We start from the raw sequence: 24225 nt of genomic DNA, 5'->3' as shown, positions 1-24225 counted from the left end.
TGAATGTTTATAAACAGAAGAAATTGAAACGTTTTTACAATTTGTTCGTATCTATTAATATAGAAAGTTCTAACAAAATGACGGAGGTGGAGTGGTGGAAATGTTTAAAGTTATTACGCCCGAGGAGTTTGGTACTTATTTTCACTCAGGAGAATATGAAACGATTTATCGACAAACGACTGAGGAATTTCAAAACTTAATTTCCATTGAGCAGTTTACAGAATTAGCCCGTTCATTTAATGAAGGTGTAACTAGTTACCACATTAAGTTTCGTACCAATATGTTAGATTCCATTCATTATGTTTGGTTAGATGAGCGAGAGGAAAAAGCAATTTCCGTTTCCTTCGATGAAACGGGTATAATTCAAAGACTTATTTTGAAACCATACGTCATCTATCCGAAAACAGATAAACGATTAACAAAGAATCGTTACGATATGCCGATTAAAGGGGAATGGTTTGTTTTTTGGGGTGGTTTAAATGAGTTTATCAATTATCATTATGTCTATGAGAGCCAACGATATGCTTACGATTTAGTTCAAGTTCAAAATAACAAAACTTATAAAGAGAACCCATCGAAAAATGAAAATTATTACGCTTTTAATCAAGAAATACTTGCTCCAGCTGATGGGAAAGTCGTGAAAATTATAAAGGATATAGAAGATAATGTCCCTGGGGAAATGAATCCGGATGTTCCGGAAGGTAATTGTGTCATTATCGAACACAAACATAAAGAATATAGTATGCTTGCTCACTTAAAACAACACTCTATTCAAGTTCAAGAAGGAGAAATTGTCTCTGCGGGGCAATTTATCGGTTTATGTGGAAATTCAGGAAATTCTTCTGAACCCCATTTACACTTCCAAGTGATGGATACTGTAGATTTCACAAAAGGGAAGTCTATTCGAATTCGTTTTCATGATGGGAAAGAACCGATACAAGGGGATACGGTCTCAAGTTTTAATTAGTAATTTAATATAGAATAGACAATCTAAGCATCTTAAAAGGGTGCTTACTTTTTTGTATTAAATGAAACAAAGTTAGGGAATATAAAATGTTTGATTAACAAATAGTTATTATTTTGCAAAGGTGTTTTACTTGCGCTTCTCTCCATTTTTCCTTACCTTTGAAGTATTGAATATCTTCGTTTAGCGTTTAAAATAATAGTAAGTATTTATTATGATGATTTATATTTCATATTGCTAAATGGTTGAGATAGAAAGGTGAGAAAAGGATGTTATCAAAAGAAAAAATTGCTCGTATTAATGAGCTGTCAAAAAAGGCGAAAGAGGGTAAATTAACGGAAGCTGAGGCAAAAGAGCGTACTTCCCTTAGAAAAGAGTATTTAGAATCATTCCGTTCTTCTTTCCGTAATACAATCGAAAATGTACAAGTCTATGATGCGGATGGAAATGACGTTACACCAGATAAAATTAAAGAAATTCAACGAAATAAACTGAATTAAAGAAGATACTAATGTGACATATTTAAATAAAGTATGACATAATTCTAAAATGTCTATGAATAGGATTGTTTTATTAGAAAATCTTGTCTAAACTGTATAAGAACAATAATTAGCACGAGAAAGGATGTCAAATAATGGCACAAAACGCGGATCTAATAGCAATTAATGCAATCCGAACTTTATCTATTGATGCAATCGAAAAAGCAAACTCTGGTCATCCAGGTTTACCAATGGGTGCGGCTCCAATGGCATACACACTTTGGACAAAACAATTGCGTCATAATCCTCAAAATCCGAAATGGTATAATCGCGACCGTTTTGTTTTATCAGCTGGTCACGGTTCAATGTTACTATATAGCTTATTACACCTTGGTGGATATGGTTTAGACATGGAGGAAATTAAAAATTTCCGTCAATGGGGTTCTAAAACTCCAGGACATCCTGAATACGGTCATACAGTAGGTGTTGAGGCAACGACAGGTCCCCTTGGACAAGGTATTGCAATGTCAGTAGGGATGGCTATGGCTGAACGTCATTTAGCTGCTACATATAATAAACCAGGTCATGAAATCGTAGATCATTATACGTATGCATTATGTGGTGATGGCGATTTAATGGAAGGGGTAGCTGCTGAAGCGATTTCTTTAGCTGGACACTTACAATTAGATAAATTAATCGTTTTATACGATTCCAATGATATTTCTTTAGATGGTGATTTAGCGAAATCATTCTCTGAAAATGTACAAAAACGCTTCGAATCTTATGGTTGGAACTATATACATGTTGCTGACGGTACGGATGTAGATGCAGTCAATGAAGCAATTGAAAAAGCGAAACAATCAAAAGGTAAACCAACATTAATAGAGGTAAAAACGGTCATTGGTTATGGTTCTCCTAACAAATCAGGGAAAGCAGATTCCCACGGTGCACCACTTGGTACAGACGAAGTTGCTTTAACAAAAGCTACTTACGGTTGGGAACATGAACCATTCCAAATTCCTGAGGAAGTGTATTCCATTTTCAAAGAAGCAGCTGACAAACAAGGGGTTCAACCAGAAGCTGAATGGAATGCAAAATTTGAAAGCTACAAAGCGGAATACCCTGAGTTAGCAGAACAATTCATTAAAGCGATGAACAATGAACTACCTGAAGACTTTGATGCTGAAGTTCCTGTTTATGAAGCAGGAAAATCAATCGCTACTCGTTCATCATCAGGGGAAGTGATCAATGCATTAGCGAAAAAAGTTCCTTCCTTCTTCGGTGGTAGTGCGGACCTTGCGGGATCCAACAAAACAACGATTAAAGGTGCAGGCGATTTCTTCCCTGATACACCAGAAGGCCGCAATATTTGGTTTGGTGTTCGTGAATTTGCAATGGGTGCAGCTTTAAACGGTATGGCATTACATGGCGGATTAAATGTATTTGGTGGAACATTCTTTGTATTCTCTGACTATGTTCGTCCAGCTGTACGTTTATCTGCATTAATGGGATTACCGGTGACTTATGTATTTACTCATGATTCGATTGCAGTTGGGGAAGATGGACCAACGCACGAACCAGTAGAACATTTAGCTTCTTTACGAGCTATGCCAAATCTTTCTGTAATTCGTCCAGCTGATGCTAATGAATCTGCAGAAGCATGGAAATTAGCTGTTTCATCTAAAAATGTACCAACAGCGCTTGTTCTTTCTCGTCAAAACTTACCGGTGCTAGAAACGACAGCTACCCTAGCAAAAGATGGTGTTGCTAAAGGGGCATATGTTGTTTCTCCAGCAACTAAAGAAACGCCAGATGCTATTTTAATTGCAACTGGTTCAGAAGTATCTTTAGCAGTAGAGGCACAAAAACAATTGTTAGCTGATGGAATGGACGTGTCGGTTGTTTCGATGCCGTCTATGGATCGTTTCGAACAACAATCAGCTGAATATAAAGAGTCCGTACTGCCAAAAGCAGTAACAAAACGTTTAGCAATTGAAATGGGTTCTTCATTCGGTTGGCATAAATATACTGGTTTCGAAGGAGATATCCTTGCCATTGATCAATTTGGTGCAAGTGCTCCTGGGGAAATCATTATGGAGAAATACGGCTTTACAGTCGACAATGTTGTCGCAAGAGTAAAAGCATTATAATCAAAAATTCGACCTATGAACTTTGTTCATAGGTCTTTTTTTATGAAAAAAATTGAAAAACTATTCGACATAGTGGAATGATAGCTTTATTTCTATCATATATAGATAAAGGAGGTGTGGAAAAATGTCAAAAGTAATTGAATCAATGGAAAAAGCATTAGAAGGATTAAAAGATAACGATACGATTTTAGTAGGCGGCTTTGGTTTGTGTGGCATACCTGAACATGCAATCCAAACAATTGCCAAGATGGGAGTTAAAAACTTAACCGTTGTCAGTAACAATTGTGGTGTCGATGATTGGGGATTAGGCTTACTATTAAAAAATAAGCAAATAAAAAAAATGATCGGCTCCTACGTAGGCGAAAACAAAATTTTTGAGCAACAGCTATTAAACGGGGAACTGGAAGTAGAATTAACACCACAAGGAACATTAGCGGAACGAATTCGTGCAGGTGGTGCTGGCATACCTGCTTTTTATACTGCTACGGGGGTAGGGACACTCGTAGCTGAAGGAAAAGAGACGAAAGTTTTTTACGGAAAAACTTATATAGAAGAGAGGGCTATAGTCGGAGATTTCGCGTTTGTTAAAGCGTGGAAAGCTGATACTTTAGGGAATCTTATCTATCGGAAAACGGCACGGAATTTTAACCCGATTGTTGCAACGGCAGGGAAAATTACGATTGCCGAAGTAGAGGAAATTGTGGAAGCAGGTAGTCTCGATCCTGATCATATTCATACACCTGCTGTTTACGTTCAACATGTATTCCTTGGTTCCAACTTTGAAAAACGTGTTGAACGAAAAATCACTCGTAAAGAGGTGAATGTTTAATGTCAAATCGTCTATTAATTGTACAAAGGGCCGTAAAAGAGATTCAAAATGGAATGGTCGTTAATTTAGGAATTGGGATGCCAACACTTGTGGCGAATGAAATTCCATCTGATTACCAAGTGCTTTTACAATCCGAAAACGGGTTATTAGGAATTGGTGCCTACCCAACAGAGGAAGAGGTAGATCCAGATTTAATTAACGCAGGAAAAGAAACGGTTACGATTGTAAAAGGTGCCTCCTTTTTTGATTCTGCCGAAAGCTTTGCAATGATTCGGGGTGGTCATGTTGATATAGCGATTTTAGGTGGAATGGAAGTTTCGGAAACGGGTGATTTAGCGAACTGGATGATTCCTGGGAAAATGGTAAAAGGCATGGGCGGTGCAATGGATTTAGTACATGGTGCTAAACGAGTCGTTGTCATTATGGAACATGTTTCAAAAAATGGGGAATCGAAAGTGAAAAAGGATTGTACGCTACCTTTAACTGGTCAAGGGGTAGTAGATCGTTTAATTACAGATTTAGGAGTGTTTGATTTTACGGAGGAAGGAATGGTCTTAGTAGAAACTGCTCCTGGTGTAACGGTGGAAGAAATAAAAAATAACACTGAAGCATCCTTTTTGATTGCTGAAGATTTAGCTGAAATGGAAGTTCGTTAAACTTGCCGATTAATACTTAAATAAGGGAGAAATTCGTCGAAGTTTTTGTTGTTACTTTTTCACTTGAGGAGTAATCTATGAACAATAATTCAATTTCAAAAGCTTTTGCTGTTCTCCGTGCCTTCATCGATGAACAACCTCAGTGGGGAGTCAATGAATTAGCCCGATATTTACAATTACCACCTAGTACATTACATCGTATATTAACCGTTTTACGAGATGAAAATATATTATCTGTCGATGAACAGACAAAACGATATAAAATTGGAACAGAACTGATAAGATTATCTACTAAAAATGTTAAAAATAATAGAGAAGGTTAGTATGAAATCATTCCCATTTTCATAAACTATATTACTTTTCTGGAAGGATTTCTTGGGGAGTTAGGTAAACTTTTAATTTTTAACTACTACAAGGATTTTTGTAGTAGTTTTTTTACGGTCGCATTGTTAATAATCACTAACCGCAAAACAAAATAAAAAGATGAAAAGTGGGTTCATACAATAGTCCTTTTCATCTACAAATGCAATGTTATGTTATTATTTTACTAATCCATTTTGAAATGCATAGACAACTGCTTGTGTACGGTCTTGTACTTCTAATTTCGCTAAAATGTTACTCACGTGGGTTTTAACCGTTTTTAAGGCGATAAATAATTCATCGGCAATGTCTTGGTTTGTTTTGCCTTGGGCTACGAGGAGTAATACTTCCATTTCCCGTTCCGTCAGTTGTTCATAAAGGGGAGAGGAGGCGTTACTTCGTATTCGTGACATCATTTTTGTTGTGACTTCTGGTTCTAATACGGTTTCACCATTCATCGTTTTACGAATCGCTTCAGCAATTTGTTTTGCGTTGGATGTTTTTAATATGTAACTGACTGCACCAGCTTCCAATGCCGGATAAACTTTATCGTCATCTAAGAAACTTGTTACCATCATAATTTTTGCAGTCGGCCACTTTTGTAAAATTTGAGCGGTTGCCTCAGCACCAGTTAAAACAGGCATAACATTATCCATTAAAATAATATCAGGCTTTAGTTCGAGGGCTTTCTCAACCGCTTCTGCCCCATTTGACGCCTCGCCGACAACGGTCATATCCTGTTGTGCTGAAAGATAGGCCGATACACCAATCCGTACCATTTCATGATCATCGGCAATTAATATTCTTATCATTTTTCCATCTCCCATTTCAAACTTTCAATTTTATTGATTTCCGTCATCTTCTGTTAGCTCCATTTTAGAAGAACTTTTTTCCGTTCCTTCGATTTGTTCTTTATGCTTAATCGGTACCTTTACTTCCACAATCGTTCCTTCCCCAGGAACAGAAACGATTTTATAAGTACAGCCGATTTCCACTGCCCGTTCTGCGATATTTTTCAATCCATAAGAAGTGTTTTTATCTTCTTCCATATTAAAACCTTGACCATTATCTTGAATACGTAAAATACCCACGTTATCTCTAGCAATTAATAGTAGTTCTACTTCAGTTGCTTTTGCATGACGTAATGTATTGGATAATGCCTCTTGGGCAATACGGAATAAATGATCTTCCTCCGCCTTTGAAAGAACAATTTCTTCAATTTGGTATTCGATGTTGAAATAAACTTTTTGTTGAAGTTCTTGAATTAACTCAGTTAGCCCTTGAGCAAGTGTATTGTTTCTTAGGGCAATCGGACGTAAATGAAGTAATAATGCTCTCATTTCCAATTGGGCTTGCTGAACAATTTTCTCCACTTGAGTTAAAGTCGTTTTCGAAGCACCGAAATCTTCATCCCGTTCTGTAATAGAAGATAATAGCATAGATGCAGCAAACAGTTGCTGTGAGACAGAATCATGTAACTCTCGAGCTAATCGCTGCCTTTCTGCAATGATCCGTTCTTGAATAATTTTATCATTTGCTTCTGCTTTTTCATTGGATAACCGTTGTAAGCTTGTTCTTTGAGTTTCGATTAATTCATTTGCTTGGGTTAACGCCTTTTTTAATGTATATGAAATATTTCTCTTTTTCTTTAATGAAAAATCAGGTTCTACTAATTGTTTTACATACCGGGTGGCAGATACTTCCCTCGATTTTGCAACGGCACTTATCCATATGCTAATGATAAAACTAATAATAGATAGAGCAATCAGTATAATGGCAAGAATCGGGAAATTTTCAACATCTTGCTCCCATAAAAAGCTCCAATCTTCATCGGGGGAGCCTAGGAATAAATAAATAAAGCCAAACGTCATACTACTTAATAATAAAAATAAGGTGATGATGCGAAAAACAAACGATATCATTTTCGAATCACCTCCACATCTCCTAACCAAGTTGCCACATGGATAATTAGTTTACGCTTAGCGTCTTCAGGTTGACCATCTTCAAAAATAAGCTTTTCATTTATAAGCCTTTTTGATTTTCCTAAAAATTTCGCTTCCCCTAATATAGTGGAATATTGTATGCGGAAAGGAATTTCATATGGTAATACAATCGTTACTTTCCCGATGGACTGCCGAATTGAAATGACAGAAGTGCCAGTCGGTAATATCGTTTCCGTCGCATCAATTGTTATATCCCCAATTAATTTTTGGATATGGACATCTTCCCACTTATATTGTTCGAGGGGAGAAGAAGTACTGCCAAAAAGATCGTTTTTCTTTAGAGCAGTTGGATCTAGTTGGGAATCGATTGTAACCGTTTTTTGTTCCTTTGTAATATGTTTATATAAGAGATAGATTAATATCCCAACGATGAGTAGTCGTAAACTCCAAACGGATAAGATAGCAAAAAAGATAAATAAACAACCAATCCAGAAAAACAGTTTTTTATTTTTTGAAAAGCTATAATAGAGTAGGAGAGCCCCAATAATAAGTAAAAAGGCGCCACCATTATTAAAAATCGTTAGCTCAACGAACACAATTAATAACACGGTAATCGTGATAAACGTTAATAGGTCCGTACTTAATCTGTTCAAGATGGTTCCTCCTTTTTACGATTTAAGTTGCTAATCCTTAATAAATGAGTCTTTTATACAGAATGTAAGGAGAAGACTCGAAAAAGCCTTCTCCTAATATTGGTTATTATAACATGTTTAGTCGATTGTACTAGATGTGTTCTCTTCAATTTCTTTTACATTGCTATTATGATGAGTTTTTTCAAGCCCAGCTAAACGCGCCTCCAATTGAGTTCGTTCATAATCCTTTTCGATTTTATTTGCAAGATTGTCAATGTAAGAAGATAAATCATCAAAGTCCGATTCATTGTTTGATTCGATGACCGCATTCATTTTGTGATGGGCACGGGTAACGTTTTCTTTTCCCATCAATTGAAGCTGACGTACTTTCATATCTTTAATTTTGTGCTTCATCGTTTCAAATTTTTGTTCCAGTGCAATAAATTCCTTATTTGTTGTTTCAAGACTTTGTAATAAGGTCATTTGACGCGTTTTATATGTTTCAACTTCAGAGCGGGCAAAGGTGATTAAATCTTCTTCCATTGCTTGTTCAGCTAATTGTAGCTGTGCAGTACGTTTTTCTAGCATGTCATTTGCTTCTTTTAATTCACTTTCAAGTTGCTCTTTTAATTTTTCCTGTCTTTGTAGTAATTTACCTGTTTGTTCAGTTTGTTTTTCAGCTTCTCGAATATATTGATTTAACATGGCTAAAGGATTTTTTCTTTCCTTTTTATCGAAAAGTTCGTGTAAATCTGCCTCTACTGTATATTTAAATCGTTTTAATAAACTTACCATTTCCTATCTCTCCTTTATTTTGTTAATTTTACCCATTCTTTTTCAAAGTTTGTAAATGGATCGCTCGAATCTTCTTTAATTTGTTTAAAAGAAACTTCTTCATTGTTCCATTTTTTATAAATGATATATAGAACAACTAATGCTGCTAAGCCGATAATTGCTGGCACGTTTGAAATAGCTGAAAACACTCCCATTAAACCAATTGCAACCCATACTACTTTCATCATTGTTGATGTTGTTTTTACGTAATAATGCATACCTAAGAAGACTAGTAATGCAGAAAAAGCAAAGCCAAGTAGTGGCCCAACCATACAAAGGGCGACGATTGCAGTAATACCTCCGACTAATAATAGAAATAATTTTTTCATTTCTCTTGCTCCTTTCTGTTGTACCTTTATGTTATCTCTTAACGATATTTCCTAAAACGGACTCCGATTGCATTTTTCACTAGGTCTTGAGGCTGAGGGAATCTAGGAAAAGTGAACGAAATTAGTCATTCATGCTATTTTGACAAAAATAGAAGGAAAGTCGTGACACCCTTTGACAAAATATTCAGAATCTATTCTTTATAATGTTGGTAATGAGAGGAGGACGTAACATGAGAACATATTCAATATTTCATATAAAAAAACAGTACCAATCTTTTGTATTTGGAAGGGAAAGAATGCTTCTTGAAATGGTATCGACTAAAGAGCAAGCTCTCGAGTCCTCTGCGGATAAGCAGCTAAGCTATCTCTGTGAACCGATTGAAGGAAGAATGGTACAAGGTGTAATTTACGAGCATTTAAAAAAGAGTTTCCCGACAATTCAATGGGTAGATGATTATTTGAAATTTGAACACCAACTTAAAGGTGGTTTAAAAATAAAAGTATGTAATTATCATATAGAGGCCATTTGTGAGGGATCTCGTATGTTAGATTTGGATTTATTCCATAGTTTGAGCCAAATGAATGATTCTTTTATTGCTTTTAATACAGAAGAATCGGAATGTGGATGGTTAAAACCGATTAAACATGCTTCTTATTAGAAATGAATAGTTTTACGGATTGTAGGTTTGGGATACGATTATAGAAAAAACAATTGAAAAGCTAGTATCTAAGCAGTTTATAGTGTATAATCCTTCATGGAGAGTTTATCTTTGTTTTCTTTATATGATTGTGAAACTTGATTTTCCATTCGTATAAAGTGGTTGAACAAAGTTTGATTCATGGTATTAACGGCAGTGGAGGAGGTTGGCACAAAATGGCTACATGGGCTTGGATTCTTATCGTAATTATCGCTCTAGTAGGGGGCGTTGCACTAGGTTTCTTTTTAGCACGTCAATATATGATGAAATATTTAAAAGAAAACCCACCAATCAATGAACAAATGATTCGTGTCATGATGGCTCAAATGGGACGTAAACCATCTGAAAAGCAAGTTCGTCAAATGATGGCACAAATGAACAAATTACAAAGTAAATAATTGTAATCTCAACAACAGTTTGCATACGTTAAACTGTTGTTTTACTTTCTATGGTTAAGTAAACTTTTCGAAAGGTGTAATTTTAGCTTTAAGCTGAAATTACACTTTTTCTTTTTTATAAGTAATGGTTTGAAAAATAATCATTTTTTTAGCATGTTTTAATGCTTCCTTTACTAAAATTACTATAGGAGATTTAAAAAATAGTATTTTGTATTGTTGATAATAGAAAATTTAGAACAAGGTAGATAGAAATGTTATCGAACAAGTAGTTCTATGAAAATATGGAGAAGGAGTGAGTTTCAATGTCCTATAGCCAAAAATCTTCATTTAATCTTTCTACAATCATTTTCCTCCTTTTAGTCGTTGGTTTCATTTTTTTTAGTCCATTTTTCGTTACGGAAGAATGGAGTTCTTTACCCCAGTTAAATACCATTTTCCTTAGTATTTTAATCGAAGCCATTCCATTTGTTTTAATAGGTGTCCTAATTGCTGGATTTATTCAAATATTTATTACGGAAGAACATATCAAGTCATGGATTCCGAAAAGTAAAGTAAAAGCCGTGTTCATGAGTTGTATAGTCGGTGCTTTATTTCCAGCATGTGAATGTGGAATCGTTCCTATTGTTCGAAAATTAATTGATAAAGGCGTTCCTTTATATGCAGGAGTTGGTTTTTTATTAACCGGTCCATTAATTAATCCAATTGTTATCCTTTCAACGTATATGGCCTTTGGAAATGATTTAAGGATGGCTTTGTTACGAATGGGCGTTGGGTTTGTCGCAGCATTAGCCATTGCACTAGTGATAAGCTTTTTATTTAAATCAAATCAATTAAAACATAAGGAACATAGCGTCACAAAATCAAAAGTAAAACACCCCCCTTTATATCAAAGAGTAAAAGGAATGTTCGAACATTCAATCGATGAATTTTTTGATATGAGTAAATATTTAATTATTGGTGCCTTTGTCGCAGCTGGCTTACAAACCTTTGTAGCTGCCCAAGCGTTGCTAGCTTTCGGAGATAGTGTTTACCATTCGACGATTGTAATGATGGCATTAGCATTCTTCTTATCCCTATGTTCAGAGGCAGATGCCTTCATTGGTGCTTCCTTTAGAAACTTGTTTCCCACAACTTCCATCCTTGCCTTTTTAGTGTATGGACCTATGATTGATTTGAAAAATACGATCATGTTACTAAGTGTCTTTAAGGCGAAGTTTGTATTCGTATTATTCCTTCTAATTACAACAATTGTCTTTTTATTTGTAAGTTTAACTAGTTTCCTATAGGGGTGTTTCCATGAAGTTTCACTTGCAACATTTTATCAAAGCTGTCATTTTAGGCGTATTCGTGTTGTTTTTCATTGATTTACATTCGACAGGGACGATCATGAAATATATTAACCCGAAATATGAAAATATTAGTAAGTTAGCAGCGGGTATTTTTATCCTGTTGTTCTTTATACAGCTGTTTCGTATTTTTCAAAGGAAAGGGAAAGGACATCATCATTGTGGTCCAAGTTGTCATCACGGTCATGACCATGGCAATGAACAATTTAATTTATCAAGATTATTCAGTTACAGTGTGATGGTTTTTCCTATTATTACGGGATTTGCTTTTGAACCAGCTACTTTAAATTCCACCATTGCTTCAAATAAAGGAGCGATTTTTTCCCAAGTAAATCAAAAGGAAACTTCCCCTTTGAATGAAACAACCCTTACAGATAAAGAAAATATTGATATTTATTCAAGTGACCACGTTCCATTAGTGAATAACAATTATTTATCAAATGAAGAATATGAGAAAAAGTTATCGTTACTTGAGCAATCCGAGACGATTCAAATGCAAGATGATATTTTTGGTTCTTATTACGAAGCGTTAAATGAAAATCCAACGGAATATGTAGGAAGAACCATTCAAATGAGCGGGTTTGTTTTTAAAGAAGATGGCTTTAATTCCAATCAACTCGTATTATCTCGTTTTATGATTACCCATTGTATAGCTGACGCTAGTATTTTAGGGATTTTAACGGAATTTGAAGGGGCAAATACTTTAAAAGAGGATACTTGGCTTGAAATTGAAGGCGTATTAGATGTGACAAATTACGGGGGATATGAAATTCCAGTTATTAAAGCAACTGGCTGGAAAGTAATAGACGAGCCGACTGAACCATATGTTTATCCGGTATTAACGTTAGCTGAATAAACTATGTTTTAATCATTGAACTGTTTTATTAAAATTTTCTTGCATTTCAATTTACGATTATGTAGAATCAATTTTAATTTAATGAATGGGAAATTCGATGAAAAAGACAGTAGCTAATATGGAAGGGTAAGCGAATTAGGGGTGGTGGGAGCCTAATACTGAAAATATTAGTGAAACGCACTTTGGAGAAACTTCTTGAAACTTAGTAGAGAAGATCGGGGAAGGCACCCCGTTATGAACGAAAAAAGCGGTCACATTTGTGGCAACTAGAGTGGTACCACGGGAATTTATGCTCTCGTCTCTTTTTTATAGAGACGGGAGCTTTTTTGTTTAGAGGAGGATGAAAAATGAAAACGAAATTAGCGTTCCTTATTTCGAAGGCATTAAATGAAAGTTTATCAGTTGAGGAAATAGAATCATTGTTGGAAATACCTAAATATGCCCACTTAGGAGATATTTCTTTTCCTTGTTTTACACTAGCAAAAAAGTTGAAAAAATCTCCTCAATTAATTGCGAAGGAAATAGCCGAAAAAATTCAAGGTGATTTTATACAAGAAGTGCGTGCAGAACAGGCCTATGTCAATGTATTTTTTCATCAATTACAAGTGGCCAATAATGTAATTGAAAAGGTTTTATTGGAAAAACATCATTTTGGAACAAAAGAGAAAAACGGTCAAAAGGTTGTTTTAGATTTTTCATCACCAAATATTGCGAAGCCCTTTTCGATGGGACATCTTCGTTCCACGGTAATTGGCAATGCGTTAGCAAACATTTCTGAGAAGTTAGGTTATGAAGCTATCCGTATTAATCATCTAGGAGATTGGGGTACCCAATTTGGGAAATTGATCGTTGCCTACCAATTGTGGGGCAATCTACAGGCTATTGAACAAAATCCTATTGAAGAGCTATTAAAAATTTATGTAAAGTTTCATGAAGAAGCAGAAAAAGAAGAGTCGTTAAACGACAAAGCAAGAGAAGCTTTTAAAGCCCTTGAAGATGGAAATGAGGAAGCTCACGCATTATGGAAATGGTTCCGAGATGCTTCGTTAAAGGAGTTTGAAGACATTTATCAAATGTTAGGTGTTTCCTTTAATTCCTATCACGGTGAAGCCTTTTATAACGATAAAATGGGTTCTGTTGTAGAAGAATTAATAAATAAAGGATTACTTGAAGAATCCGACGGTGCGATGGTCGTTCAATTAGAAGAAATGCCACCTTGTTTAATGATGAAAAAAGATGGGGCCACTTTATATGCGACCCGTGATTTAGCAGCGGCCATGTATCGATACAATTTATATGAACCAGCTAAAATTTTTTATGTGGTCGGCCATGAACAGTCGCTCCATTTTAAACAGTTGTTTGCAGTGTTGAAGAAAATGGGGTATCAATGGTCCGAAAATTTAATGCATGTTCCATTTGGCATGATGTTAAAGGACGGGAAAAAAATGTCTACTCGTAAAGGGAAGGTCGTTTTACTAGCCGATGTGTTAGCAGAAACGATGCAAGCTGCGAGAAAAAATATTGAAGAAAAAAATCCCCAACTTAAAAATAAAGAAAAAGTAGCAAATGAGGTCGGAATTGGAGCAGTTATTTTCAACGACTTAAAAAATGAACGAATGAATGATATCGAATTTTCTATTGAAAAGATGGTGACTTTTGAAGGAGAAACGGGACCGTATGTTCAATATACGAATGCGCGGATTCAAACTTTACTCAACAAAGGCAAATTTTCATTTACGGAATCGCATTTAAATTATTTAGATGGGGAAGCGTGGGAAGTAATAAAACTTATTGAAACTTTTCCTCATGTAATCGAAACGGCTTTTGTTCAAGCAAATCCTTCAACAATTGCGAAATTTAGTTTGCAACTAGCAAGAAGCTTTAATAAATATTATGCTAATACGAAGTTTTTAACGAATGATGAATTACAAAGAGAACGTTTGAAAGTTGCTTATGCGGTTTCGATACTTTTGCAAGAATCTTTACGATTATTAGGAATTAAAGCACCTAAGGAGATGTAAAAATAAACCCTTTTAATATTCAAGAAGGGGGTATGTTTTATTATAAAACAAAATGATATTATCAAAATAAACTGGGATATTATTTACTTGTCAATTACAAGTGAATGTTTATATCGAATTTATCATTCACTTTCAAAAAAACGTTGATTCCTATTGATACGGTAAAAGCATAAAGAATTTTATCGTCATTATGTCAAGAATGAAAAGTAGGAGTGGTTATATAATGGAGTATTTATTTATTGCTATATCTATTGTAATCATCATTTACAGGATTATGAAAAATAGAGGAACGTTAAAGGTACTGACAAAACGCCAAATTTTAGGGGTTGGGATATCCTATCTTTTAGCAACATTAATGGGCTTTATTTTTATATACTTTGGAGGGAATTGGATTGTAGGATCAATTTCGAATATAATCTTTAAATATATAGTTTTTCTTGCCTTCGTCTTGATTATCCTCAATTTATGTGTAACCATTTTAAACAAATTGTTACTGAAAATTACAAATGGAATTTTACCAAAAGAATAAATGATGTTATAGAAATAGGCTAACAATAAATTTTTTATATTTCCACAATCGAGCACAATTCAGAGTAGAAGTTGTGCTCTTTCTTTATGTGTGTAATCCAAAGGATAAAATATGGACAATTAATAATTTCAAAAATAATGAGCAGAATTAAAAGAATTAAAAAAAATTATAAATTCCAATTGACAGTCAATCTACTTAGTGTTACGATGTACTTGTAGTAAGTGTTACTTGATACTTGTAGTGCTTAGTAGTGAATTTTGAAAAAGTTTCTAAATTTTAATTGACACCCTCACTACTTAGTGCTACATTATAGATGTAGTTAGTATTACTTAATAGCCTTTTTACACAAAGCTATTAAGTAAAATTTTTTCTCGGTACTAAGTAATACAGAATATAAGTCAGACAGAATAGGGGGGCGCTGAACTTGGAAAATTTAACTGAGATGCTGAAGGGTTCGCTGGAAGGGTGTGTGTTGGAAATTATTAGTCGTCATGAAACCTATGGCTATGAAATTACCCGTCGCCTAAACCAACTTGGGTTTACTGAAGTTGTGGAAGGAACTGTATACACTATCCTAGTACGATTAGAAAAGAAAAAACTAGTTAATGTAGAAAAGAAACCGTCAGATATGGGTCCACCCCGCAAGTTTTACACACTTAATGAAGCTGGGCGCCAGGAACTTGAATTGTTTTGGGAAAAATGGGATTTTTTATCTTCAAAAATTAATGCTTTAAAGTCAATCTAGTTTCATAAATTGTATCGTCCAGTGTTTTTGGTTCAGCTTTATAAAAAAAGGAGGAAAAGTAATGAGGTTTTGGGAAAAAAATTACAGGTAGTGACATGACGAAAGAAATGAAAAATTTTGAATCCCGTGCCAAAAAATTGCCATCTGATTATCAAACGGCATGGGAAAAAATTAAAGCTAATCTTTGGTCGCACTCAGATTTCACTGGTCGCAACCTCATGCCAATTCTTGACGGTGTACTTGGTCTACTTGAAGAAACGGCAGCGGAAGGTCAGCGTGTTCAAGAGGTTTTGGGCGATGATATTCAAGGCTTCTGTTCGGCATTGTGCGGTGAAGAGGAAGCAAAATCTTATCGCGATAAGTGGCGTGAGCAACTAAACAGAAATGTTGCTAAAAAACTGGGTAAATAAGGAGGATAAAAATGAGCATACAAGACATTATTGAGGGTAAAAAAGAGTGGAGAGCACACATGGCGCGTGTCAAAGCCCTCCCACAAGATTATCGTGTTGTTTACAAGGAGATTCAAAAATATTTTTTTAAGGTCGGCCCTGTCGAGTTAACCGAAGGGACTGGTTTACTTTCGGGAATTATTGATCTTTTTGAAGAAGGTGCTGCCTCCGGGAAAGGTGTACTCGAAGTGACAGGTAATGACGTGGCAGCTTTCTGCGACGATTTAATCAAAGATTCAAAAACATACGCTGACATCTACCAAGAATCTGTAGACAAAGAAGTTGCTAAGGCAATGAAAAAGATTACAGATAAAAAGAAGTAAAAATAGGTACCGAGAAGGAAAATGTATATGAGGTAAAGCGAGTATATTGAGGATGGATAAGAGGTTCAAGAATCGATTAAGTAGAAGCAATAATCCCGTTCTGAATAGTGGGTAACCAATGTGAATTATCACCTTCACTATTCAGTTATTTTTTGACTTGGTACTAAGTAATACTTATTATAAGTCAGACTTAATAGGGGAGTATTGGCAATCTAGAATTAAGGCCGTTAATCGGATATTTATACTGCTTTGTCTGTATACGAGTATCTACCTCTCTTTTCAGACTAAGCTAGGAAATTTTCGATTTCGAAAGCAATCTTTCTACACTTAATATAAGGAGGAAAAAATATGAGCAATGTAGCGATATCAGTAAAAGGGTTAAAGAAATCTTATAAAGACAAGGAAGTATTAAAGGGAGTGGATTTTGATGTACGGCGTGGTGAAATTTTCGCTTTGCTAGGTTCAAATGGAGCAGGCAAGACGACGACAATCAACATCCTCTCGACATTGATGAAATCTGATGGTGGTAAAGTAAATATTTGTGGCTTTGACGTTCAACATCAACCAGATTATGTTCGCGAGAGCATTAGTCTGACAGGACAGTTCGCAGCTTTAGATGGCATGCTCACTGGTAGAGAAAATCTGATCATGATTGCCAAGTTACGGGGAGTTTCCAATCCTACTCAAGTCGCTGACAATCTACTGACAAGGTTTAGTTTGACGGATGCGGCCAATCGTCGGGCAGACCAATATTCAGGTGGGATGAAGCGTCGGCTTGATATTGCCATGAGTCTAATTGGTACTCCAGCAGTCATTTTTCTCGATGAACCAACGACAGGGTTAGATCCAGAGGCACGGATTGAAGTGTGGGAAACCGTTAAAGAGCTTGCAGATGGTGGTACGACGATTTTATTGACGACTCAATATTTAGAAGAAGCTGAACATCTGGCGGACCGAATCGCCATTTTACATGAAGGGAAAATCATCACAACAGGTACCCTAACGGAATTGAAAGAGATGTTCCCACCAGCAAAAGTTGAGTACATCGAAAACCAACCGACGTTAGAGGATATTTTCCTCGCGATTATAGGTAAAAAGGAGGAAATGTAAATGAAAAATAGAACAGGGGTTTTACTTGGTCGTTTAATGCGTAATATCATGCGTAGTCCAGATACGATTATTACGGTGGCAATTACACCGATTATGATGATGCTGTTATTTGTCTACGTTTTTGGTGGCGCAATAGAAACAGGGACAGATAATTACGTTAATTATTTATTACCGGGAATTTTATTGATGGGAATCGCATCCGGTGTCGCTTACACATCCTTGCGGTTATTTACAGATGTAAAGAGTGGATTAATGGCCCGTTTCATTACGATGCCCATTAAACGTTCCTCGATTATGTGGGCTCACGTCTTGACCTCTCTTGTTTCCAATGGGTTAACGCTTGTGGTAGTTATTCTTGTAGCCCTTTTAATGGGTTTTCGTTCTAGCGCTAATTTCTTGGATTGGCTTGCTGTAGCAGGAATAATCGGTCTGTTCACGCTAGCACTGACATGGTTGGCGGTTATACCAGGGTTGACAGCAAAGTCGATGGAAGGAGCTACAGCTTACTCGTACCCGCTAATTTTCCTACCGTTTATCAGTTCAGCTTTTGTCCCGACGGAAACAATGCCAAAACTTATCCGCCTTTTCGCTGAAAACCAGCCGGTAACGTCAATCGTAAATGCGATTCGTGCCCTCTTGTATGAAGGCCCTGTCGGCAACGATATTTGGATTGCACTTGCATGGTGCGTCGGTATCATGATCATCGCTTACTTTTTTGCAAATAGAGCATTTAAACGTCAGCTAGGGTAACTGCACCATTTGCCCAGTATCCAGGGGTAACTAGATGTTTTGAAGGCACGGAGAATTTTTTCGTGCCTTTTTGATTTATTAACCTAATGTTTAATCGTGGGAAGATACTACAGACGGTTTATATTGTCGCGACGAGTTCACAAACAAACGTAGTAAATTGATAGAATAAGATAATGTAATAAGTTATGATTCGATTGAGTTGTGCGTTTTTTATATCAAAAATATATTACAGACAAATCATAGAAATTTACTTATTATAGTAATAAAGGGGGATATATATGTCTGTAACTATTAATGTTTTTAGGAATGGAGAACTAAAAAATCGAAATGTTTTTCCCGGTAAGTCTATTTTAATAGTACTTGATTATTTAAAAGGTAATGATATTGATTATGCTATTCAAGATAGTGAAGATGCACTTGAAGAAAGTAGAATTAACAATGAAAGTATTATTAGTATTGATGACACTAACTTACTTGATGTAGAAGGAGAGGCAAATTTCGTTACTGAATATTCGTTATCATACGATAACACAATTTATAACAATTTACTTAAAATTCTACAATAATATTATATATTCTTGTATAAGCAATGAAATAATTTTGATTTATTACATAAAGTACTATTTATCTAAGAGGGTGTCATGCGTGATGAAAAAATTAATGAGGAAAAAATGGATGAAGAATCATTAATGGATTTAATAGATAAAATGGCATCTCAACCTGGTACAGTTAGAAAATTAACTGAAGAAGAAATTAAAAAGTTATCTAAACAAAATAATCCATTCTTATAAATAAAGCACTTAGCCAAAAAAGTTGAATTAATTTAATCTATTAGGAGAGCAGTCATTTGAGGAGATGGCTGCTTTTTATATAATTTTGAGAGAATAGCGGAAAAGGTGAGATAAAAAAGTAACTTCATAAACAGAGGTGATCTTAAAGATGAAAAGATGGCCAAAAGATACCGTTGCGGCAGGGCGTCGGCATACCGTTGGACTGAAATCAGACGGTACGGTAATAGCTGTTGGTGATAATAAATTGGGCCAATGTGATGTAAATGAATGGACCGATATAGTGGCGGTTGCTGCTGGTAATGTTCATATGGCGACGAACACGGGAAATGTTCATACAGTTGGTCTTAAAGCAGACGGAACCGTGTTGGCTGTGGGTTGGAATACGTATGATCAATGCAATGTAAACAGTTGGGATGATATTGTGGCGATTGCGACGGGTTGGCGTCATAGCGTTGGACTGAAATCAGATGGTACGGTAGTAGCGGTAGGTCGAAAAAATGAAGGCGAATGCAATGTAAATACTTGGCATGATATAGTGGCGGTTGCTGCAGGTGACTGGCATACAATCGGCCTTAAAAATGACGGAACCGTATTGGCTACAGGAAATAATCGTTATCGCCAATGCAATGTTAACGACTGGAATGATATCGTAGCCGTCGCAGCAGGTTATCTTCATACAATCGCTCTTAAATCAAATGGAACGGTGATGGCTGTAGGTTTCAATAAACATGAACAATGCGAAGTAAATGGCTGGCGTGATATTGTGTCAATTGCGGTAGGAAGTAATCATACGGTCGGGCTTAAATCGGATGGTACTGTAGTAGCTATAGGTTGGAATGGGTATGGCCAATGTAATGTAAGTGATTGGATTGATATTGTGGCAGTATCGGCGAGTTGTGCCCATACTGTTGGACTGAAATCGGACGGCACGGTTGTTGCTGTAGGTGATAATGAATATGGTCAATGCGATGTAAACTACTGGCATGATATTCAACTTTAGTTTCTTTTGCCATAATATCCTTTAAAAGGAATTAATATAGTGGAAAAAGGACATTACATATTTCTGAGAAAATATGTAACGTCTTTTTTTGAAGTTACGTTCTGAAAAGAAAAGGAATGATAGAATCTAGTACCATTAAACCAATTAAAATTGGACCAATGATCATTGTTAGGGAATCGCCGATGCCTCCCCCTTTAAAATTGGCAATACGAAAACTTTTCGAACTGAAAGGATAAAGTAAGGGAATACCTCTTCTAGTTAACATATCCAAAAGTAAATGACTAAACATCCCATAACTCATTCCAATAACAAATAACCGTGACAAGCTATGAATAATACCTGTGAATTGGGTTGTAAGGGAGTAAAGTAATGCGGAAAATGCAAAAATGACGATAGGTGTATGTACGATACTTCGATGACCTAAGGTTTTACTAATAATAAAAGAGGCAACTCTAAGCTTTCTTCCAATATAGCTCTTTCGATGATCGATATCTGGCAAAAGGGAACCTAGTAGAGCTCCACAAAGCACTACTCCAATATTTACGATACTATCTACTGCTCCACTATTTATTATTGTTGGTTCTAAGTATTTTGAAACAGCTACTCCTGCTGTTAAGCCACCCATCAGATGTGCCGGTTTATTCATGTTGATGTTCCTCCTTCTTTTAATAGCTGTTTATCTTCTAAGGGGTAAGAAGGATTAAACAAGGGTGACAATATACGCCACCTTTAATAGGCAATGTATCCATTGTATTCAAATAAGCTCTATTCGTTCAAGTTAAATTTTAAATTTGTTGGAACGTTGGAAAAAATAAAGTGGGTTACAGTTTGGGCATAGGGACCGACTGCATCAATGAATTCTTCTGCTTTCGCAAGAGTATCAAATTGCATTTTAAGCATAAAACAGGCACTTCCTGCAATCCGATAACAAAACTCTACGTTTGAGAGGGAAGCGATATATTGTTTAAAAGATTGATATTCACCATTTTTTATCGTTGCTTCTATTAAACATTGGATCGGTAAGCCGATTTTTTCATAGTCTACTTCTAACGTATATTTCTTTATAATTCCGAATGACTCCATTTGTCTAACTCGTTCTGTTACAGATGGGGAAGACAAATTCACTCTTCTTCCAAGCTCACTCATGGATAAACGACTGTTTTGAAGTAATTCATCTAAAATTTTTTTATCCATATCATCAATTTTCATTTTTAAAGTAAAACCTCCAAAATTAATTAATTTTTTAAAAAACCTTTCTGTTTTTTGTTTTGAATTGAATGTGATTTAATTTTTTTCTTCATTATAATTAAATCATATTTAATATAACAAGGAGGTCGTTATATGACAAGGATTATGGAGTCCCAATTTGGGGAAACCCCATTTCAAAAGCTTTTAGGACATAACCAACAAGTGATGGAAAAATGGTCTCTATTAGGAGATGTTTTAGAAAAGGATGGATTGTTATCTGCAAATTTAAAAGAACAAGTTAGAAGAACATTGGCTCAAAGTAATGGCTGTGAATATTGCAAAGCGAAAGGAAAACCTGATCCCCACTTGTTTGACGAAAAAACATCGGTCGCGGTAGGGTTTGCTGAAGTATTTTTAAAACAAAAAAGTGATATTTCCGATGCCCACTTTAATATATTGAAGGAATATTTTACAGAAGAGGAAATTAGCGAACTATGTGCATTTATTACTTTTACAACAGCACAGCAATATTTTGGCGCAATAATGAAATTAAAACCGCAAGAAGATTCTTCATTTAATAACTTACTTTTTCAAATGTTAGATGGAAGGCAAATGAAATAAATAACTGTAATAAACGGATCACGCCATCTCTGCACAATATTCTTAGTTTAAGAGGATAGTTAGAGCCATTTTGGAGAAAATATTCCTAAATAATATCATTTAGGAGCGATACAATTTGCGAAAAACGATTCCTCTTATATTGTTATTAGGTGTCTTCTTTTTTGGAATGAAATATGAAAATGTATATTCCAAAAAAGATTCTCCTCAACCGATGGAAGAGTTTTATCCTGAGATAGGGTACAAAACAGTAGAAGCTGCTACAAAGGATTTTGAGAAACATTTTAAAAAAGAACTGAAGCTTCCCCTTAGAGTACCGCCAATTAGTTTTACCCATCAATTTGGAAGATTTTCAAATATGAATGGTGAAATGAACGACCATTTTGAATTAACGATGATCAGTGATCAATCCCCCCAACATCATTACAAAATTGAAGTTCGGCCAATCAAGTATAAAATTCCTTTTGTAAAACATATTTCAGAAGTCTTTAAGTTGAAAAATGGAAGTGAAGCTTCATATGTTGTGGGCCTAGGTATTGGGTTTAATTTATTCGTTTTTGAAAGAGATGGTTGGCAATATGTATTAAGTATTGATTCAGATGTAGGTGATAAAGTACCGCCAGAAGTTCTTGTTCAAATCGCCAATTCGATTGATTATACTACAAAAGTTGAAACGTACTAGTTCTATTGAGGAAATACTGCTATACATTTCATCATAATATAGGATAATAATTCATTAGCAGGGCGTTGATCTATAAGTCAACGCTCTGTTTTATGTATTTTGTAAGTAAAATTTTGGAACTAATCTTCTTTTGAAACGTATGAAAAAAGGGGAGGTTTTGATGTATGAAAAAATCGTCTGTTTATTTTTGGAAAATTATTTGGGTTATCGGCTTATTACTATTAACAATGATTAGTTTTGATATTGAAAATCAAATTAAAGATAGTTCACAATTTAATTTTACACCTGTATATTGGTCTAAATTTATCATTTATTTTATTTGGGGTATGTACCTTTCACTCATTTTGATTAAAAAATGGTCCATTAAATTTAATTTCCCCTTATTTATTTGCATATTTGTTCCTTGTTTTACCTTTTCGTTAATTGTACCAATATCAGCGTCTTTTTCGATTTCTATACCGTTTCTAGGGGTATGGTTTCTAAAAGTGATACATTCTGGCATGATTGAAATTGTTGCAGGGTTAACATTCATGCTAAGTATTTTTTATAGCGGAAAAAGTGATAGTGATTAAGCTATCGAATAAGGATTACGGAATAAGATCTTGAGAGGAATCTTCCGCTAAGTACTGAATAAGTCAGAGGAGATAGAGGGTTACCAATGGGAGGTAACTAGTACAATAAATCATTTTTAGGATGTGATGAATCATTGACTGAAATTACCTTTTTAGCTTCTTCGAAACCGTTTAAAATTCCCGAGGAAATTGAAGAATATAATCATCGTACTGTATTTGAACGAGAGGAAGACGTTTTCTTTTTTTCTGTTCAAGAAATAGATAATGAATGGAAAAAGTCAATTGAGGGGCTATTCTCGTTGCCTTATATTTATGAAGCAAATGGAGTGGGGAATCAATTATTTCTTACCTATTTAGCAAAGTATATGGAAATAGGGGATGTAATCGAAATCTATTATGTTCCAAGCAAAAATGATTTTGAACAGTATCGACGTGATATGGAAGAACACCCTGAGCCGATAGAGGTCAATGTAGAAAGATATACTTATAAAAATGTATACGGTTTCTTTCAACTAAACCCTAAAAAATGGATAGAAGAACTAAGCCATCTTAATTACATAACCCATCAAGGAGTCACAACATTTGTTAAATATTGATTTAAATAAAAGGTTAACCATAGAATATGAAACAAAATAGAAGGAAAATGAGTAAAAGCACTTAAACATTTTAACCCGTTAAGTGCTTTTATTTTTAACCCTTTTTAAAGGTTCTTTCAAATCAGAAACTCTCAAATGTTATGACGCTACTTAGAATAAAATCTTATTATTGATGTTCAATTTTTGATTGATTATTAAAAAAACTTAAAATAAATGTCATTCCTGAAACAATTCCGAACACTTCGAAAGTAGAGATTTGTATGATCCAATAATGAATTGATTTTCCTAAAGTAATCATGATTGTATTTGATAAGCTAAAACTGAGCCACCATCGCAGTTGAAAAGTGAGCCACTTTTATATGAAAATAATCCTAACT

The 24225-nt window shown here is 35.2% G+C and carries 30 protein-coding genes, 1 pseudogene and 1 other annotated feature; of the genes and pseudogenes, 24 read left to right on the top strand and 7 right to left on the bottom strand.

Annotated elements, in window-relative coordinates:
• Positions 1-100 precede the first annotated feature (100 nt).
• The 6 genes from ACH0B5_RS05880 to ACH0B5_RS05855 all read left to right on the top strand — a co-directional run bounded on the left by ACH0B5_RS05880 (position 101) and on the right by ACH0B5_RS05855 (position 5401).
• Positions 101-967, top strand: coding sequence for a M23 family metallopeptidase (locus ACH0B5_RS05880; protein WP_406927579.1), 867 nt, complete (start codon positions 101-103; stop codon positions 965-967).
• A 266-nt stretch (positions 968-1233) separates the two neighbouring features.
• A complete protein-coding gene (locus ACH0B5_RS05875) occupies positions 1234-1464 on the top strand; it encodes a DUF896 domain-containing protein (protein WP_122973155.1) in 231 nt (76 codons plus the stop codon).
• Between the two features lie 134 nt (positions 1465-1598).
• Positions 1599-3593: a transketolase gene (tkt, locus tag ACH0B5_RS05870; protein WP_406927542.1), complete on the top strand. Its 1995-nt coding sequence runs from the start codon at positions 1599-1601 to the stop codon at positions 3591-3593.
• A 124-nt stretch (positions 3594-3717) separates the two neighbouring features.
• Positions 3718-4422, top strand: coding sequence for a CoA transferase subunit A (locus ACH0B5_RS05865; protein WP_406927541.1), 705 nt, complete (start codon positions 3718-3720; stop codon positions 4420-4422).
• Positions 4422-5078: a 3-oxoacid CoA-transferase subunit B gene (locus tag ACH0B5_RS05860; RefSeq protein WP_406927540.1), complete on the top strand. Its 657-nt coding sequence runs from the start codon at positions 4422-4424 to the stop codon at positions 5076-5078. Before ACH0B5_RS05865 ends, ACH0B5_RS05860 begins: the two co-directional genes overlap by 1 nt.
• Positions 5079-5155: 77 nt before the next feature.
• Positions 5156-5401, top strand: coding sequence for a helix-turn-helix domain-containing protein (locus ACH0B5_RS05855; protein WP_406927539.1), 246 nt, complete (start codon positions 5156-5158; stop codon positions 5399-5401).
• A gap of 216 nt (positions 5402-5617) precedes the next feature.
• Here the strand turns inward: ACH0B5_RS05855 and ACH0B5_RS05850 are convergent, their stop codons facing one another.
• The 5 genes from ACH0B5_RS05850 to ACH0B5_RS05830 form a co-directional block, all read right to left on the bottom strand.
• On the bottom strand, positions 5618-6250 hold the full coding sequence (locus ACH0B5_RS05850; protein WP_406927538.1) for a response regulator: 633 nt from the start codon (positions 6248-6250) through the stop codon (positions 5618-5620).
• A 30-nt stretch (positions 6251-6280) separates the two neighbouring features.
• On the bottom strand, positions 6281-7360 hold the full coding sequence (locus tag ACH0B5_RS05845) for a sensor histidine kinase (protein ID WP_122973144.1): 1080 nt from the start codon (positions 7358-7360) through the stop codon (positions 6281-6283).
• Positions 7357-8034, bottom strand: coding sequence for a cell wall-active antibiotics response protein LiaF (liaF, locus tag ACH0B5_RS05840; RefSeq protein ID WP_341361957.1), 678 nt, complete (start codon positions 8032-8034; stop codon positions 7357-7359). Before liaF ends, ACH0B5_RS05845 begins: the two co-directional genes overlap by 4 nt.
• A gap of 117 nt (positions 8035-8151) precedes the next feature.
• A complete protein-coding gene (locus tag ACH0B5_RS05835) occupies positions 8152-8808 on the bottom strand; it encodes a PspA/IM30 family protein (RefSeq protein WP_122973140.1) in 657 nt (218 codons plus the stop codon).
• 14 nt (positions 8809-8822) lie between these two features.
• Positions 8823-9176 (bottom strand): lmo0954 family membrane protein, encoded by a 354-nt coding sequence (locus tag ACH0B5_RS05830; RefSeq protein WP_406927537.1) that lies wholly within the window; start codon positions 9174-9176, stop codon positions 8823-8825.
• A 230-nt stretch (positions 9177-9406) separates the two neighbouring features.
• Between ACH0B5_RS05830 and sirA the strand changes: the two genes are divergently transcribed.
• From sirA to ACH0B5_RS05760, 14 genes and pseudogenes are all read left to right on the top strand, one after another.
• Complete coding sequence (sirA, locus tag ACH0B5_RS05825) at positions 9407-9835, top strand: sporulation inhibitor of replication protein SirA (protein ID WP_158599725.1); 429 nt, start codon at positions 9407-9409, stop codon at positions 9833-9835.
• Positions 9836-10050: 215 nt separating this feature from the next.
• Positions 10051-10272, top strand: a complete 222-nt coding sequence (locus ACH0B5_RS05820; RefSeq protein ID WP_122973135.1) for a YneF family protein — start codon at positions 10051-10053, stop codon at positions 10270-10272.
• Between the two features lie 302 nt (positions 10273-10574).
• Entirely contained in the window at positions 10575-11558 is a 984-nt protein-coding gene (locus tag ACH0B5_RS05815) for a permease (RefSeq protein WP_122973133.1), read from the top strand.
• Between the two features lie 10 nt (positions 11559-11568).
• Positions 11569-12474 (top strand): TIGR03943 family putative permease subunit, encoded by a 906-nt coding sequence (locus ACH0B5_RS05810; protein WP_406927536.1) that lies wholly within the window; start codon positions 11569-11571, stop codon positions 12472-12474.
• A gap of 88 nt (positions 12475-12562) precedes the next feature.
• Positions 12563-12780: a binding site (T-box leader), on the top strand.
• 41 nt (positions 12781-12821) lie between these two features.
• Entirely contained in the window at positions 12822-14495 is a 1674-nt protein-coding gene (gene argS / locus ACH0B5_RS05805) for an arginine--tRNA ligase (protein WP_122973129.1), read from the top strand.
• Positions 14496-14718: 223 nt separating this feature from the next.
• On the top strand, positions 14719-15024 hold the full coding sequence (locus ACH0B5_RS05800; RefSeq protein WP_122973127.1) for a hypothetical protein: 306 nt from the start codon (positions 14719-14721) through the stop codon (positions 15022-15024).
• A gap of 424 nt (positions 15025-15448) precedes the next feature.
• Positions 15449-15769: a PadR family transcriptional regulator gene (locus ACH0B5_RS05795; RefSeq protein ID WP_122973126.1), complete on the top strand. Its 321-nt coding sequence runs from the start codon at positions 15449-15451 to the stop codon at positions 15767-15769.
• 61 nt (positions 15770-15830) lie between these two features.
• Positions 15831-16179, top strand: a pseudogene (locus tag ACH0B5_RS05790) (DUF1048 domain-containing protein).
• An 11-nt stretch (positions 16180-16190) separates the two neighbouring features.
• Positions 16191-16541, top strand: coding sequence for a DUF1048 domain-containing protein (locus ACH0B5_RS05785; protein WP_406927535.1), 351 nt, complete (start codon positions 16191-16193; stop codon positions 16539-16541).
• A 348-nt stretch (positions 16542-16889) separates the two neighbouring features.
• A complete protein-coding gene (locus tag ACH0B5_RS05780) occupies positions 16890-17651 on the top strand; it encodes an ABC transporter ATP-binding protein (protein WP_406927534.1) in 762 nt (253 codons plus the stop codon).
• The gene (locus tag ACH0B5_RS05775; protein WP_341361961.1) at positions 17652-18401 is read left to right on the top strand and encodes an ABC transporter permease; all 750 of its coding nucleotides are present in this window, start codon (positions 17652-17654) and stop codon (positions 18399-18401) included.
• A 278-nt stretch (positions 18402-18679) separates the two neighbouring features.
• Entirely contained in the window at positions 18680-18967 is a 288-nt protein-coding gene (locus tag ACH0B5_RS05770; RefSeq protein WP_406927533.1) for a hypothetical protein, read from the top strand.
• 75 nt (positions 18968-19042) lie between these two features.
• Positions 19043-19192, top strand: coding sequence for a hypothetical protein (locus tag ACH0B5_RS05765; protein ID WP_158599724.1), 150 nt, complete (start codon positions 19043-19045; stop codon positions 19190-19192).
• A gap of 148 nt (positions 19193-19340) precedes the next feature.
• Positions 19341-20192, top strand: coding sequence for an RCC1 domain-containing protein (locus ACH0B5_RS05760; protein WP_406927532.1), 852 nt, complete (start codon positions 19341-19343; stop codon positions 20190-20192).
• A 94-nt stretch (positions 20193-20286) separates the two neighbouring features.
• Here the strand turns inward: ACH0B5_RS05760 and ACH0B5_RS05755 are convergent, their stop codons facing one another.
• The gene (locus tag ACH0B5_RS05755; protein ID WP_406927531.1) at positions 20287-20838 is read right to left on the bottom strand and encodes a metal-dependent hydrolase; all 552 of its coding nucleotides are present in this window, start codon (positions 20836-20838) and stop codon (positions 20287-20289) included.
• 119 nt (positions 20839-20957) lie between these two features.
• Positions 20958-21401 carry an Lrp/AsnC family transcriptional regulator gene (locus ACH0B5_RS05750; RefSeq protein ID WP_122973111.1) on the bottom strand — a complete coding sequence of 148 codons (444 nt, stop codon included), beginning with the start codon at positions 21399-21401 and terminating at the stop codon, positions 20958-20960.
• Between the two features lie 132 nt (positions 21402-21533).
• On the opposite strand from ACH0B5_RS05750, the gene ACH0B5_RS05745 reads away from it, so the two are divergent.
• The 4 genes from ACH0B5_RS05745 to ACH0B5_RS05730 all read left to right on the top strand — a co-directional run bounded on the left by ACH0B5_RS05745 (position 21534) and on the right by ACH0B5_RS05730 (position 23848).
• Positions 21534-22001 (top strand): carboxymuconolactone decarboxylase family protein, encoded by a 468-nt coding sequence (locus tag ACH0B5_RS05745; protein WP_122973109.1) that lies wholly within the window; start codon positions 21534-21536, stop codon positions 21999-22001.
• Positions 22002-22116: 115 nt separating this feature from the next.
• A complete protein-coding gene (locus ACH0B5_RS05740) occupies positions 22117-22680 on the top strand; it encodes a hypothetical protein (protein ID WP_241559366.1) in 564 nt (187 codons plus the stop codon).
• 164 nt (positions 22681-22844) lie between these two features.
• Positions 22845-23252, top strand: a complete 408-nt coding sequence (locus ACH0B5_RS05735; protein ID WP_122973108.1) for a hypothetical protein — start codon at positions 22845-22847, stop codon at positions 23250-23252.
• Between the two features lie 134 nt (positions 23253-23386).
• Entirely contained in the window at positions 23387-23848 is a 462-nt protein-coding gene (locus ACH0B5_RS05730; protein WP_406927530.1) for a hypothetical protein, read from the top strand.
• Positions 23849-24225: the final 377 nt, after the last annotated feature.

Source organism: Ureibacillus sp. 179-F W5.1 NHS (assembly GCF_045369345.1).
GTDB lineage: Bacteria > Bacillota > Bacilli > Bacillales_A > Planococcaceae > Ureibacillus > Ureibacillus halotolerans.
Note: the sequence above shows the minus strand (reverse complement) of the source record. Positions and strands in the feature narration are given on the sequence as shown.

Coding starts and splice junctions, on each gene's coding strand:
- ACH0B5_RS05785 (WP_406927535.1), top strand. CDS start 16,191: ATGAGCATACAAGACATTATTGAGGGTAAAAAAGAGTGGAGAGCACAC.
- ACH0B5_RS05760 (WP_406927532.1), top strand. CDS start 19,341: ATGAAAAGATGGCCAAAAGATACCGTTGCGGCAGGGCGTCGGCATACC.
- ACH0B5_RS05810 (WP_406927536.1), top strand. CDS start 11,569: ATGAAGTTTCACTTGCAACATTTTATCAAAGCTGTCATTTTAGGCGTA.
- ACH0B5_RS05770 (WP_406927533.1), top strand. CDS start 18,680: ATGTCTGTAACTATTAATGTTTTTAGGAATGGAGAACTAAAAAATCGA.
- ACH0B5_RS05800 (WP_122973127.1), top strand. CDS start 14,719: ATGGAGTATTTATTTATTGCTATATCTATTGTAATCATCATTTACAGG.
- ACH0B5_RS05820 (WP_122973135.1), top strand. CDS start 10,051: ATGGCTACATGGGCTTGGATTCTTATCGTAATTATCGCTCTAGTAGGG.
- ACH0B5_RS05750 (WP_122973111.1), bottom strand. CDS start 21,401: ATGAAAATTGATGATATGGATAAAAAAATTTTAGATGAATTACTTCAA.
- ACH0B5_RS05845 (WP_122973144.1), bottom strand. CDS start 7,360: ATGATATCGTTTGTTTTTCGCATCATCACCTTATTTTTATTATTAAGT.
- ACH0B5_RS05735 (WP_122973108.1), top strand. CDS start 22,845: ATGAAAAAATCGTCTGTTTATTTTTGGAAAATTATTTGGGTTATCGGC.
- argS (WP_122973129.1), top strand. CDS start 12,822: ATGAAAACGAAATTAGCGTTCCTTATTTCGAAGGCATTAAATGAAAGT.
- ACH0B5_RS05780 (WP_406927534.1), top strand. CDS start 16,890: ATGAGCAATGTAGCGATATCAGTAAAAGGGTTAAAGAAATCTTATAAA.
- ACH0B5_RS05765 (WP_158599724.1), top strand. CDS start 19,043: ATGCGTGATGAAAAAATTAATGAGGAAAAAATGGATGAAGAATCATTA.
- ACH0B5_RS05875 (WP_122973155.1), top strand. CDS start 1,234: ATGTTATCAAAAGAAAAAATTGCTCGTATTAATGAGCTGTCAAAAAAG.
- ACH0B5_RS05880 (WP_406927579.1), top strand. CDS start 101: ATGTTTAAAGTTATTACGCCCGAGGAGTTTGGTACTTATTTTCACTCA.
- ACH0B5_RS05855 (WP_406927539.1), top strand. CDS start 5,156: ATGAACAATAATTCAATTTCAAAAGCTTTTGCTGTTCTCCGTGCCTTC.
- sirA (WP_158599725.1), top strand. CDS start 9,407: ATGAGAACATATTCAATATTTCATATAAAAAAACAGTACCAATCTTTT.
- ACH0B5_RS05775 (WP_341361961.1), top strand. CDS start 17,652: ATGAAAAATAGAACAGGGGTTTTACTTGGTCGTTTAATGCGTAATATC.
- ACH0B5_RS05830 (WP_406927537.1), bottom strand. CDS start 9,176: ATGAAAAAATTATTTCTATTATTAGTCGGAGGTATTACTGCAATCGTC.
- ACH0B5_RS05835 (WP_122973140.1), bottom strand. CDS start 8,808: ATGGTAAGTTTATTAAAACGATTTAAATATACAGTAGAGGCAGATTTA.
- ACH0B5_RS05850 (WP_406927538.1), bottom strand. CDS start 6,250: ATGATAAGAATATTAATTGCCGATGATCATGAAATGGTACGGATTGGT.
- tkt (WP_406927542.1), top strand. CDS start 1,599: ATGGCACAAAACGCGGATCTAATAGCAATTAATGCAATCCGAACTTTA.
- ACH0B5_RS05860 (WP_406927540.1), top strand. CDS start 4,422: ATGTCAAATCGTCTATTAATTGTACAAAGGGCCGTAAAAGAGATTCAA.
- ACH0B5_RS05755 (WP_406927531.1), bottom strand. CDS start 20,838: ATGAATAAACCGGCACATCTGATGGGTGGCTTAACAGCAGGAGTAGCT.
- ACH0B5_RS05745 (WP_122973109.1), top strand. CDS start 21,534: ATGACAAGGATTATGGAGTCCCAATTTGGGGAAACCCCATTTCAAAAG.
- ACH0B5_RS05865 (WP_406927541.1), top strand. CDS start 3,718: ATGTCAAAAGTAATTGAATCAATGGAAAAAGCATTAGAAGGATTAAAA.
- ACH0B5_RS05815 (WP_122973133.1), top strand. CDS start 10,575: ATGTCCTATAGCCAAAAATCTTCATTTAATCTTTCTACAATCATTTTC.